This window comes from Phytobacter ursingii (assembly GCF_001022135.1).
GTDB classification, from domain to species: Bacteria; Pseudomonadota; Gammaproteobacteria; order Enterobacterales; family Enterobacteriaceae; genus Phytobacter; species Phytobacter ursingii.
The window spans coordinates 321,703-334,013 of sequence record NZ_CP011602.1; the positions used below are offsets into that span (position 1 = coordinate 321,703).

The following is a 12,311-nucleotide window of genomic DNA, read 5'->3' on the forward strand; positions in this document are numbered from 1 at the left end:
GATACAGAGAGACCCGACTCTTTTAATCTTTCAAGGAGCAAAGAATGCTGATTCTGACTCGTCGAGTTGGTGAGACCCTCATGATTGGGGATGAGGTCACTGTGACTGTTTTAGGGGTTAAAGGTAACCAGGTACGTATTGGCGTTAACGCTCCTAAAGAAGTATCTGTTCATCGTGAAGAAATCTACCAGCGTATCCAGGCTGAAAAATCACAGCAGTCCAGTTATTGATATTACCGCGTCTCGCCTCCCCGGCGAGACGCAACATCTCTCCCCGATTCTCTCCTGTTCGCGTTACCTTTTTATTTTACTCCCTCTTTTGTCGCTCCTCTTTCTCAGGTTTTTGTCTCCACTGACATCAGGTGCATAACATCTAATTTCTGCTGATAAAACATCCTTTTTGCGTTTTTATCCGGCTAATTGTCTGCGAAGTGTGCAAACGATTCAGGGGCTGGAAAAATTGTTTGACTTATAAGTCTCAGAAAGTAATATGTGCGCCACGCAGCGACGATGAGCAGAAACAAGTTCTTCGAAGCACTCGTAAGAGGCGTGTGGTGAGGTGGCCGAGAGGCTGAAGGCGCTCCCCTGCTAAGGGAGTATGCGGTCAAAAGCTGCATCCGGGGTTCGAATCCCCGCCTCACCGCCATTTGCATCCATAGCTCAGCTGGATAGAGTACTCGGCTACGAACCGAGCGGTCGGAGGTTCGAATCCTCCTGGATGCACCATCTTTCTCAGTGTTGCGGCGTGTTGAGCAACATTGAATCGGTAGTAAAGCAGTAAATTCTGATGCATCCATAGCTCAGCTGGATAGAGTACTCGGCTACGAACCGAGCGGTCGGAGGTTCGAATCCTCCTGGATGCACCATCTTCTCAGGAATAACATCAGCATTGTTGTTTCATGGTCTGCGAGTTAATCGCCAGTACCAGGGAAGATAACGTTGCGTCAGCAACGGCCCGCAGGGCGAACGAAGTGAGTCATCCTCCTGGATGCACAATCTTAATCAGTGTTGCGGCCTGTTAAGCAGCACCGAATTAGCAGTAAATCTCAATGCATCCATAGCTCAGCTGGATAGAGTACTCGGCTACGAACCGAGCGGTCGGAGGTTCGAATCCTCCTGGATGCACCATCTTCTCCGAAATAACATCAGCATCGTTGTTTCACGGTCTGCGAGATAATCGCCAGCACCAGGGAAGATAACGTTGCGTCAACAACGGCCCGCAGGGCGAACGAAGTGAGTCATCCTCCTGGATGCACCCTCTTTATCAGTGTTGCGGCCTGTTAAGCGGCATTGAATTAGCAGTAAATCCCAATGCATCCGTAGCTCAGCTGGATAGAGTACTCGGCTACGAACCGAGCGGTCGGAGGTTCGAATCCTCCCGGATGCACCATCTTCTCCAAAATAACATCAGCCTTGTTGTTTCATGGTCTGCGAAATAATCGCCAGCACCAGGGCGAGCAAAGTGAGTCATCCTCCCGGATGCACCATCTTCTCCAGAACAGCACTCTCTTCATTGTCTCCTTATTTTTCGTATCCCCATTTCTCTGCAGATCCCTTTTCCTTCCGTAATGGATTTTTATTGGCAGTCTGTTCTTTCCTCTATAATTTATCTACTTATCACGATGTGAATTGAGTAAGGCAAAGGCAAGGAGAGAAATCATGAAAGGGTTCAACGCTATTTCTGCGTTTTGCGCAATGTTACTTGTCGCACTGACCCTGAGCGGTTGTGCGGGCTCATCTAAAAAGGAAAGCACTGGCGGCTATATAGACGACACCGTTGTGACGACCAAAGTCAAAACCGCGCTATTCAATGATAAAAACATAAAATCGTCGGAAATCAGCGTTGAAACCTTTAAAGGGCGTGTGCAATTGAGTGGTTTTGTCTCATCTGCTGAAAGCGCGAAGCGCGCCGTGGAGGTCGCTCGCCGGGTTCCTGGGGTGCGCGTGGTTGAAAATGATTTGAGGATCAAATAATCCTTCGCAAAACACAAAGGCGCCACAGGGCGTCTTTGTTGTCTCTGCGTCTGACAGCGACAAAAATCTTTGTTTACGATAAAGTAACGTTTTGTTATCCGCTTTATGAGAACACGATGTACGAACGTTACGATGGTCTGATTTTCGATATGGATGGCACCATCCTGGATACCGAACCGACTCACCGTAAAGCCTGGCATGACGTGCTGGAGCATTATGGTCTGCGCTACGATATACAGGCGATGATCGCGCTGAACGGTTCTCCTACCTGGCGTATCGCCCAGTCGGTGATTGAACTGAATCAGGCCGACCTGGACCCTTATGCGCTTGCACGTGAAAAAACAGAAGCGGTGAAAGCGATGCTGCTGGATACCGTCCGTCCGCTACCGCTGATTGATGTTGTCAAAGCGTGGTATGGCCACCGTCCGTTATCGGTCGGGACGGGGAGCGAAAGCGCAATCGCCGAAGCACTGTTATCCCATCTTGGTTTGCGTCACTATTTCGCTGCTGTGGTCGCTGCCGATCATGTAAAAAATCATAAACCTGCGCCTGATACCTTTTTGCTTTGTGCGGAAAAAATGGGTGTCGCGCCGCAAAAATGCGTGGTTTTTGAGGATGCGGATTTTGGCCTGCAGGCAGCACGTTCCGCCGGGATGGATGCCGTGGATGTGCGCCTGTTGTGAGTGAAACGCTTTCTCTTGTTTCATTGTTTGCCAGCAGTTTTCTTAGCGCTACCTTGCTTCCAGGCAACTCTGAGGTGGTGCTGGTTGCTATGCTGCTGTCAGGCCTTAGTCAGCCGTGGCTACTCGTGTTAATAGCAACAATGGGTAATAGCCTTGGAGGGCTGACTAACGTTATTCTTGGGCGTTTCTTTCCATTGCGTGAAAAATCGCGCTGGCAGGGAAAAGCAACAGGTTGGCTAAGACGCTATGGCGCAGCCACACTGTTATTAAGCTGGATGCCTGTAATCGGCGATTTGCTGTGCCTGCTGGCGGGATGGATGCGCATCTCCTGGGGGCCAGTGGTATTTTTTTTGTGCCTTGGGAAGGCGATACGCTATGTGCTCCTGGCCATCGTAACGCTTCAGGGTATGACGTGGTGGCACTAATTGGACTGAGTGAGTGACCTTTAATCGTCAACCATTACAATTATGCTTAATAAAATGAATTTTACAGGCGGGAGGTCAATTTGATCCCGGACGTATCACAGGCATTGTCCTGGCTGGAAAAAAATCCTCAGGCTCTTAAGGGCATTCAACGTGGTCTTGAGCGCGAAACGTTGCGCGTCAATGCAGATGGCACGCTGGCAACCACCGGTCATCCGCACGCCCTTGGTTCCGCGTTGACCCATAAATGGATTACGACAGATTTTGCCGAAGCGTTGCTGGAGTTTATCACTCCGGTAGACGGTGATATTCAGCATATGCTGACCATCATGCGTGATATCCACCGTTTTACTGCGCGTGAAATTGGTGACGAGCGCATGTGGCCGCTGAGCATGCCGTGCTATATCGAAAACGGTCAGGAAATCGAACTGGCGCAGTACGGCTCGTCGAACATTGGCCGCCTGAAAACGCTCTACCGCGAAGGGTTGAAAAACCGTTACGGCGCATTGATGCAGACCATTTCAGGCGTGCATTACAACTTTTCTCTGCCGATGGCTTTCTGGGAAGCCAAATGCGGGGAAACCGACAAAGAATCCGTTTCAGACGGTTATTTCCGTCTGATTCGTAACTATTACCGCTTTGGTTGGGTCATTCCTTACCTGTTTGGCGCGTCCCCGGCGATTTGCCCCTCTTTTCTCCAGGGTAAACCGTCGACGCTGCCTTTCGAGAAGACGCCTGGCGGCATGTATTATCTGCCGTATGCCACTTCGCTGCGTTTGAGTGATCTGGGCTATACCAACAAATCGCAAAGCAACCTGGGCATCACCTTTAACAATCTGTCTGATTACGTCGTGGCCCTGAAACGCGCGATTAAAACGCCATCTGAGGAATACGCGAAGATTGGCCTGAAAAAAGACGGTAAGTATCTGCAGATCAATACCAATATTCTGCAGATTGAAAACGAACTTTATGCCCCGATACGCCCGAAACGCGTAACGCGTAGCGGTGAATCGCCGTCAGATGCGCTGTTGCGCGGCGGAATTGAATATATTGAAGTGCGTTCGCTGGACATCAACCCGTTCACCCCGATTGGCGTGGATGAGCAGCAGGTTCGTTTCCTCGATCTGTTTATGGTCTGGTGTGTACTGGCGGACGCGCCGGAAATGAGCAGCGATGAGCTGCTCTGTACGCGTAAAAACTGGAATCGTGTCATTCTGGAAGGTCGTAAACCGGGCCTGACGCTGGGAATGGGCTGCGAAGCAGCACAGTTCCCGCTGCCGCAGGTCGGCAAAGATCTGTTCCGTGACCTTAAACGTGTCGCGCAGACACTTGATGGGCTGTACGGCGGCAACGGATATGAACAGGTTTGCGATGAGCTGCTGGCTTGTTTTGATAACCCGGAACTGACATTCTCAGCGCGAATTTTGCGTTCTATGCTTGATAAAGGCATTGGCGGTACGGGCAAAGCGCTCTCAGAAGAGTATCGTTCGATGTTGCGCGAAGAACCGCTGGAAATTTTGCGCGAAGAGGATTTCAAAAAAGAGTGCGATGTTTCCTGGGCACGCCAGAAAGAGGTTGAGGCGTCGGATACGGAAACATTCGAGGCGCTTGTCGCAAGACACGCCTGACAGAAAAGAAAAAGGCCACATTACTGTGGCCGAAATATTCATCTCTGAAAACAGGGATGATGATAACAAATGCGCGTCTTTCATATACTCAGACTCGCATCTAAATGAAGAGTTCATTTTATTTTTAAAAAAATCACTGCGGAGGTGACTAAATGCCATTGTTGGATAGCTTCACTGTCGATCATACCCGTATGGAAGCGCCTGCGGTCCGTGTTGCAAAGAGCATGAACACTCCTCATGGCGACGCCATTACCGTTTTCGACCTGCGTTTCTGCGTGCCTAACAAAGAAGTCATGCCGGAAAAAGGCATCCATACGCTGGAACACCTGTTCGCGGGTTTCATGCGTGATCATCTCAATGGGAATGGTGTGGAGATTATCGACATCTCCCCGATGGGTTGCCGTACTGGCTTTTATATGAGCCTGATCGGTACGCCTGACGAGCAAAGAGTGGCCGATGCCTGGAAAGCGGCAATGGCAGACGTTCTGAAAGTTCAGAACCAGAACCAGATTCCGGAACTTAACGTCTATCAGTGCGGTACCTATCAGATGCACTCGCTGAGCGAAGCGCAGGACATCGCGCGCCATATTCTCGAAAAAGACGTGCGTGTTAACAGCAACGAAGAGCTGGCGTTGCCGAAAGAGAAACTGCAGGAACTGCACATCTAGTGCGTATGCGCCCTCTCCCTCAGGGAGAGGGATGGGCAAAGGAGGTTAAGAGATGTCGACTACCTTAACCTTCTCTTTTACCCATCGTCCTCTGGTCCCCTTTGCCCATGATTATGAACACGGAGAAAGTGAGCCGTGGCATCAGCATGATTGCGCGCAATTGCTGCATATCTTAAGTGGCGTCGTCCGGGTGGACACTGCATCAGGTTGCTGGGTCGTCCCGCCAGGGCGCGGCGTCTGGTTACCTGCCGGTACCCAACATGCGATTCGCATTACGGGCAAAGTTGCTGCACGGACGCTGTTTATTGACCCGCTTGCCCGCGCGGATTTACCCGCCTCCTGCCAGATTGTGCAAATCACACCGTTGCTGCGTGAATTGATTGTTGCCTCGTTTTCCCTTGCCGAAAAATATGCGCCTGCCAGTCGCGATGAGCATGTTTATGAACTGATACTGGATGAGATCCGCGGCATGCGTGTGTTGCCTTTTTTCTTGCCGGAACCGGAGAGCGAGGGGCTGAAAAATTTGTGTCGGCATATTCGCGAGTCGATAGCCGAGCCCTGGAGCAGCGCGCAGGCGGCGGCTTTGATGAGCATGAGTGAAAAGACCCTCAACCGTCATTTTCAACGGCAAACGGCGTTAACCTATGGCGAGTGGGTTCGGCGGGCAAAGCTGATGGAAGCGCTGGTCAGGCTGGCGCAAGGTCACTCGGTGCTACGTGTCGCGCTGGATCTGGGATACGGCAGCCACAGCGCATTTACGGCGATGTTTCGCCGGGTGATGGGGATATCACCCAGCGATTATTTCCGCGCTCAGGAAAACGAGTAGTATTAGCTCAGCGCGTTCAGCAACGCCTGTAAAGATGCCCTCGCCACGTCATTATCGATACCGACCCCCCAGCTTCCGCTGCCGTCCGGATACAGGCAGTGAATGTAGGCCACAGAACGGCTGTCGCTACGTTCTCCGAGCGTATGTTCGTGATAATCCTTAATGCTGAAAGGCTTTTTAAGCAGATGGCTTAAGGCACCGGCTGCCGCAGACAATAAGCCATTTCCCAGCGCTTCGATTTTCCGCTGGGTTCCTTCTTGCAGCAATGTGGCCTGCAAATGTAACTGACCATCCTGGCGGCTTTCGCTTTTGTAATCCACCAGGGCCAGCGCAGGCTGCGCAACCAGACCGTAGCGCTGACGAAAGAGCTGCCAGAGCGCATTTTGCGTCATCTCTTTGCCGTGGCTGTCTGTTTCACGCTGTACATGCTGGCTAAAATCCTGCTGTAACGCGCGGGGCAATTTCAGTCCATGATTTTGCTCTATCAGCCACGCGCTGCCACTCTTACCGGACTGGCTGTTTACGCGAATTACTGCTTCGTAGGTACAACCAATGTCCTGCGGATCGACGGGCAGATAAGGCATCTCCCAGCGCTCGTCAGCCTTGCGGGCATCGAAGCCTTTTTTAATCGCATCCTGATGCGATCCGGAAAAAGCGGTATAGGCCAGGCGTCCGGCCCACGGGTGACGAGGGTGAACAGGCAATTGATTACAATTTTCTACGGTTTCGACCACGTACTGCATATTGCTGAAATCGAGTTGCGGTGAGATACCCTGGCTATAAAGGTTCATCGCCAGCGTGACCAGACAAACGTTGCCGGTACGTTCGCCATTGCCAAAAAGACAACCTTCAACGCGATCGGCTCCCGCCAGCAGGGCCAGCTCGGCACTTGCCACGCCAGTGCCGCGATCGTTGTGAGGATGGACGCTGATGCTCACCGCCTTACGACGGGTAAAGTGGCGGCAGAAATATTCAATCTGATCGGCGTAAACGTTCGGTGTGTTCACCTCCACCGTCGCGGGCAGATTAATGATCATGGGGCGTTCGGCGCAGGGCTCCCATACATCGGCCACGGCTTCACAGATTTCCAGCGCGAATTCCGGCTCGGTAAAACAGAAGGTTTCCGGGGAATATTCGTACTGCCACCGGGTTTGTGGGTGCTGTTCACAGAGCTGGCGAATGAGCCGCGTAGAACGTACGGCAAGAGCGATCACGTCTGCCTTTTCCATGCCAAACACCAGTTTGCGAAAAAGCGGTGCCGTTGCATTGTAGAGGTGAACGGTGGCGCTGCGTGCCCCCAGCAGCGATGCGAAGGTACGGTGAATCAGATCCTCGCGCGCCTGGGTCAATACCTGAATAGTCACATCCTGCGGAATACGGTTTTCTTCAATCAACTGACGTACAAAGTTAAAGTCGGTTTGCGATGCAGATGGAAATGCCACTTCGATCTCTTTGAAACCGCAGGCGAGGAGCAATTCCCAGAACTGCAACTTACGTTCACTGTCCATCGGTTCTGCTAACGCCTGGTTGCCATCGCGCAGATCTGTAGACAGCCAGCGTGGCGCACGGGTCTGCTGCTTTTCAGGCCAGTGACGGTCGGGTAAGGAAATCGGTGTATAAGGGCGGTATTTTTCTGCCGGGTTTTTGAGCATGGTCTTCTCCTTGTGTCTGTGCATTATCCTGGTGGCAGAAAGGAAGTAATGCTTTAGCGCCGCGGACAGAAACTAGTGAGAAAGGGACACCGTTGCTACGATGCCCGATGTAAACATGCTGGAACCTGTACGCATATTTTGTTTATTACAATATGCATTAATTATATTCTGTGATTGCTTTATTTTGATAATAAATGTCATCCCGTTTTAAATTTCTTTTTTGAATGATTTGTTTGATGATGCTCTATTGGCTAATCAACTGCTTCATCTCTTTGTATTGTTATTTCTTTTCTCTCGTGGTAGTTTTTGTTTTTATTATTTTGGGGTTGGTAATTAATCGGGAATGAATGTATTCATATTGCGGATGCATTCACAGGGAATGTTAAGCTCAGGTATGAGGCTATTATGCGGTCATCGCACGTTGGACTAATAATGACACTCTCACTGCTGCTGGTCGGGTGCTCAGGAACAAAAACACCGGAACCCTTGCCTTTGACATTGGGAAAACAGAAAGAGACGCAGTGTTATCAAATGTTTACGGCGTTAAAATCACTTGATAACGCATCCTTTAAAAAGTTTCAGCACCAGTTCAGTGTTATCAATAATAACTACGCAATATATAAAAAGAATCAGAGCTTTATAGAGGGTAATTCTGCGGAAATCATTAAGCTTGAGCTTAATGATAAAGTCGATGTTGTTTGCGCTCGTGTACGCAGCGCCGTATTTGCCAATATGTCAAAACGTGCAAATGAATTGAATAAATTATGAGAAACTTATTATCTGTTGTCGTAATGATATTGGGGGCGGTATTCTCAGGCATAACTGAAGCTGACTCAACGTTATTAATTGAACGACTACAACGAGAAGGGCTGTTGGCTCCCGAACCGAATATTTTATTTAACGATGCTGACGATAAATCAGGCAGCGTTATACCTGCCGTTCCCCTGTTGACGCGCCCTGAACCTGTCACGCAGGCAAAAAGCACCGTTGTAGTCAAAAAGAGTGCTCTGCAACAAACAGAACTCAGTCAGCTTAAACGTAAACTTCGTACCTTACAGCATGAACTTCAGGCGCTTCGTAAGCAGAATGAGGCACTCAAAAATCGGCAACCAGACGTTGCGACGCAACAGGCCGAAGCATTCAGAGATGAAAATAAACAATTGCACCTGCAACTGTTGGCCAGCGAGAAACAGCTGGCTGAAAATGCGCGTCGCTATGAAAAACAGGTTGGCGTACTGACTGCGCGGGCAGAAGAATTACAGACGCAAATGACCCGCTTGCAGTTGGCTGCCAATGAGGCCGTCAGCCAGAAAGCGCTGCTGGAACAACAACTGGCGAAACAGCCTGACAGTGATAAAACAGTGGCGACGCAACGGGCGGAAGCCGAAAAACTGCGCACCCAGCTGGCGGCGGCGAATCAGAAAACCACAGTGCTAAGTGAGAATATCGCAACACTTGAGAAAGCGGCGCAGGCGAATACCGCACGCACCGTCGCGCTCGAGCAGAGTCTGAATGAGGCCGCCAGTCAGAAAACGCTGCTGGAACAACAACTGGCTACGCAGGTCGGGAGTGAGAAAGCACTCACCACGCAACTTGCGCACTGCAGTAAACAAAACAGCGAACAGCTGGAACAACTGAATAGTGCGAACAACAAGATTGCAGAGCAGCTCGCGCGTCTTGGCGAGCTTGAGCAACAGACCAAAAAAGCCGACGAAGAGAAAAAGCAGGCTCTTGCCAGTCTGTCCACGTTACAAAAGGAGCATGATGCCGCTGCCCCTGAACTGGTTAAAGCAAAGCAGTCTGCCTATTCGCTGAAAACACACAAGTCTGAAGAGTCAAAAATAAATTACGCCTACGGTGCGTATTATGCTGTAAAAGTTCCACACGAATTCAAGGCGCTGGAGTACGCAGGGCACAAATTCTTGCCTCTGGCCTTCCAGCAGGGGTTTAAAGATAAACTCGCCAATACAATGCAACTGAGCGAAGAAGACGTTGGCCGCATCCTTACCCGCTTTGATCAGCAGGTAGCCGAAGTGCAAGGGCGTGAGCGGGAGCGCAATAAAAAACAGAGCATCCAGTTTGTTGAACGCGCTGCCAAAGCCAAAGGGGCTGAGCAGGCCCCAAATGGTGTGGTTTATCTCGTTGTCAAAAAAGGCAAAACACCACTGTTAACGGTAAACGATACGATTCGTTTCCGACTTGATGAAAAAATCAGTACCGGAAAGAAAATGTCTGGCGGGGAGATCCGAGTGGGTAGGGTAAGCAAGCTTCCGGAAGTAATGCAGCAAGGCGTGCTGCGCGTCGGCAGCGGTGGAAAGGTCAGGATCACTGTTCCCATTGAACTTGCCTATGGTGAGCAGGGGATACCCGGCACCGTGCCGCCAGGGGTGGCCTCGGAGATAACCATGGAAATTCTTGGTATTGTGAAATAACCCAAAAAAGCGCCTCCTGACTGGAGGCGCTTACAGGTCAGGCATCTACTATCCGATATTCAACGCAATGTGCTTCATCGGGCTGAGGAACTTCCAGCCTTGATGCCATGCTCAGAATCACCTCTTCCGGTACGGCATGCTGCCGACTGGCATTTTGCGCTTTCCATTGTGGCCAGGGCACTTCCAGATAAACGATTTTTACCTTCGCCCCATAAGCCGTGAACAGGCTGATAAGCTGAGTTCGGAGTTGTCGGCTGATGTTCGTGGCATTCCACACGAAGGGGATTTTTTGCCGCAGTAACACGCGGGCTTCCTCTTTCGCCTGTTGAACGACTTGCCCGGTTGCCGTGCGATCGGCGGGACTTACGCCCAGCTGTCTGCGAATATCATCCAGGCTGATGACGGCCATCCCCTGGCAATGTTCGCTGATATAGCGATCTTTTCCCATACCCGGCAGCGCACTAAGCAACGTCACTTCGAAACGCCCGGTTTCCCAGGGGATAAAATCTGCCGGACTGTTCTCATGCGTCAGGTAGTGCCAGCGAGCAATATCGGATACAAAGGGGCGCGCTTGCCCCCAGCAGTGCTGCTCCTGACAAAAGAGTTCAAACAAAGCAATGCGGTCGAGCATCTCCTGTTTGTCCTCGCAATGACGTCCCTCCATATCAGCACGCGCGAGTAATGCCAGCAGGCGAGTGTCAATTCGCATCGCAGCACTCAGCAGTAAGCGCTCAGGCGACGGGCGTTCCAGCAGCCATAAGGGGAGGCCGTGCAGACGCACGAGTGCCGCAATCTGTTCGCGCAGGGCAAAGGGCGTCGGGATATCTCGCCACAAAATGTGCCGTGCAGTGAGTTCACCTTTGCGAGCATGGCCTGGTGAGTGGATACGCCCCTCATCGTCCTGATGCGTGGTACTGCGCTTTTCGACATCGTGCAGTAGCGCCGCGGCCCACACGATTTCCTGCTGCTGGTGGGGGAGTTGCTGGTATGCGTCCACTTTCGTCAATGCATTAAGGACCATTTCGGTGTGGATACCGACATTGCCTTCCGCATGGTGAAAGGGATCCTGAGGAACCTGATGCATCTCCTCCACCCAGTTAAAGCGCTGACGTAGAGTAGGCCAACGTTTGTCTTCGCTTAGCTGCCAGATCATCGTGTGCCTCCTGCGGTGAACTCATACGCCATACGGGCGCGCTGCCAGTTGCGTTTCCAGTGCTCGGTGGTTTTCACATGATTTTTGCGTACAAACTTGAAGACATTATGCGCAAATTCATCAACTGGAAATTCCTCACTGTTACGGCTGACCACGCCTTCCAGCGTACAGGGCTTGCCAGTCTGGGTATCCCAGGGCGCAAATGCGCCACTGCCGGTTGTTAGCGCCAGAAACTCACGCTGCCAGGCCTTTTCATCGTTTCCTGGCTGCGGGCCATTCATCTCTGGAACGCAGGGAAAATCAAAGAGTGCGGCATAAAATTTGACCTCTTCCCAACTGAGCCACATGTCCTGACAGCGGACGGCGAACAGAAAAAAGTCCTGTTCGAGGGCGTGATATTCGATGGAGTGAACCGCGTAAAGGTTCTCGCCAAAGAGTTCGAGATCGCCGAGATCGTTTTTCAGCAATTGCCAGCGCTGGCGAATTTTATGCGTCCATGCGGACTGGGTAGGCGTGGCGTGAGAGCGCGCAAAAACGCCGTAGCGGTTCAGGCAGTTATTCTCACCGTCCAGCTTTTCCGTATGGATCAGCGACGCGATCGACTGCATATCTCGCCAGTAACTGGCATTGATGCGGTCATCGCTGGTGGTGCCAGGGGAGAAAGGATAGTGCCAGGTTCTCCCGTATTTTCGTTGTGAATTCATGATAATCCATTATTTTTTGTGTAATTATTGTTCGCCCGCGCGGCGTGCGAATGCCAGGTTGAGTGGGTTAAAAATGTGAGGATAAAAATCACCCGCAAAAGGGGTGGACGACGTCAGAGGGATAAACAACCTGAGCGCGTTGCTCAGAACCGGTTAGGGTGAATGGAAGA

12 protein-coding genes and 5 tRNA genes are annotated in these 12,311 nt (G+C 51.2%); 14 read left to right on the forward strand and 3 right to left on the reverse strand.

The features are described 5' to 3' along the window. The first annotated feature begins 44 nt into the window (after window positions 1–44). From csrA to AB182_RS05005, 12 genes are all read left to right on the forward strand, one after another. Window positions 45–230: a carbon storage regulator CsrA gene (gene csrA / locus AB182_RS04950; protein ID WP_000906486.1), complete on the forward strand. Its 186-nt coding sequence runs from the start codon at window positions 45–47 to the stop codon at window positions 228–230. A 322-nt stretch (window positions 231–552) separates the two neighbouring features. Next, a tRNA-Ser gene (locus AB182_RS04955) sits at window positions 553–645 on the forward strand. 3 nt (window positions 646–648) lie between these two features. Further along, window positions 649–725, forward strand: a tRNA-Arg gene (locus AB182_RS04960). A gap of 63 nt (window positions 726–788) precedes the next feature. Then, window positions 789–865 (forward strand) — tRNA-Arg (locus tag AB182_RS04965). 185 nt (window positions 866–1,050) lie between these two features. Further along, window positions 1,051–1,127: transfer RNA gene (locus AB182_RS04970), tRNA-Arg, on the forward strand. Window positions 1,128–1,312: 185 nt separating this feature from the next. Then, a tRNA-Arg gene (locus AB182_RS04975) sits at window positions 1,313–1,389 on the forward strand. Window positions 1,390–1,658: 269 nt separating this feature from the next. Further along, a complete protein-coding gene (locus AB182_RS04980) occupies window positions 1,659–1,973 on the forward strand; it encodes a BON domain-containing protein (RefSeq protein ID WP_047369138.1) in 315 nt (104 codons plus the stop codon). Between the two features lie 116 nt (window positions 1,974–2,089). After that, window positions 2,090–2,656, forward strand: coding sequence for a fructose-1-phosphate/6-phosphogluconate phosphatase (yqaB, locus tag AB182_RS04985; protein WP_047373183.1), 567 nt, complete (start codon window positions 2,090–2,092; stop codon window positions 2,654–2,656). After that, window positions 2,653–3,081 (forward strand): YqaA family protein, encoded by a 429-nt coding sequence (locus AB182_RS04990; protein WP_047369139.1) that lies wholly within the window; start codon window positions 2,653–2,655, stop codon window positions 3,079–3,081. Before yqaB ends, AB182_RS04990 begins: the two co-directional genes overlap by 4 nt. An 80-nt stretch (window positions 3,082–3,161) precedes the next feature. Next, window positions 3,162–4,706 (forward strand): glutamate--cysteine ligase, encoded by a 1,545-nt coding sequence (gshA, locus tag AB182_RS04995; RefSeq protein WP_047369140.1) that lies wholly within the window; start codon window positions 3,162–3,164, stop codon window positions 4,704–4,706. 152 nt (window positions 4,707–4,858) lie between these two features. Next, window positions 4,859–5,374 carry an S-ribosylhomocysteine lyase gene (gene luxS, locus AB182_RS05000; RefSeq protein ID WP_039077615.1) on the forward strand — a complete coding sequence of 172 codons (516 nt, stop codon included), beginning with the start codon at window positions 4,859–4,861 and terminating at the stop codon, window positions 5,372–5,374. A 52-nt stretch (window positions 5,375–5,426) separates the two neighbouring features. Further along, window positions 5,427–6,200 (forward strand): AraC family transcriptional regulator, encoded by a 774-nt coding sequence (locus AB182_RS05005; protein ID WP_047369141.1) that lies wholly within the window; start codon window positions 5,427–5,429, stop codon window positions 6,198–6,200. A gap of 2 nt (window positions 6,201–6,202) precedes the next feature. Here AB182_RS05005 and leuA read toward each other — a convergent pair whose 3' ends face one another. Further along, window positions 6,203–7,852, reverse strand: a complete 1,650-nt coding sequence (gene leuA, locus AB182_RS05010; RefSeq protein ID WP_047369142.1) for a 2-isopropylmalate synthase — start codon at window positions 7,850–7,852, stop codon at window positions 6,203–6,205. A gap of 432 nt (window positions 7,853–8,284) precedes the next feature. Here leuA and AB182_RS05015 point away from each other — a divergent pair, with 432 nt between their 5' ends. Both AB182_RS05015 and AB182_RS05020 read left to right on the forward strand, forming a co-directional pair. Continuing rightward, window positions 8,285–8,620: a hypothetical protein gene (locus AB182_RS05015; RefSeq protein WP_223883576.1), complete on the forward strand. Its 336-nt coding sequence runs from the start codon at window positions 8,285–8,287 to the stop codon at window positions 8,618–8,620. Further along, window positions 8,617–10,284 carry an FKBP-type peptidyl-prolyl cis-trans isomerase N-terminal domain-containing protein gene (locus AB182_RS05020; RefSeq protein ID WP_082137008.1) on the forward strand — a complete coding sequence of 556 codons (1,668 nt, stop codon included), beginning with the start codon at window positions 8,617–8,619 and terminating at the stop codon, window positions 10,282–10,284. Before AB182_RS05015 ends, AB182_RS05020 begins: the two co-directional genes overlap by 4 nt. A 37-nt stretch (window positions 10,285–10,321) precedes the next feature. On the opposite strand, the gene AB182_RS05025 is transcribed toward AB182_RS05020, so the two are convergent. Together AB182_RS05025 and AB182_RS05030 are read right to left on the reverse strand one after the other, a co-directional pair. After that, window positions 10,322–11,437 (reverse strand): AAA family ATPase, encoded by a 1,116-nt coding sequence (locus tag AB182_RS05025; protein ID WP_047369144.1) that lies wholly within the window; start codon window positions 11,435–11,437, stop codon window positions 10,322–10,324. Next, window positions 11,434–12,141: an RNA ligase family protein gene (locus AB182_RS05030; RefSeq protein WP_047369145.1), complete on the reverse strand. Its 708-nt coding sequence runs from the start codon at window positions 12,139–12,141 to the stop codon at window positions 11,434–11,436. The genes AB182_RS05025 and AB182_RS05030 overlap by 4 nt, the downstream gene beginning before the upstream one ends. Between the last annotated feature and the right edge of the window lie 170 nt (window positions 12,142–12,311).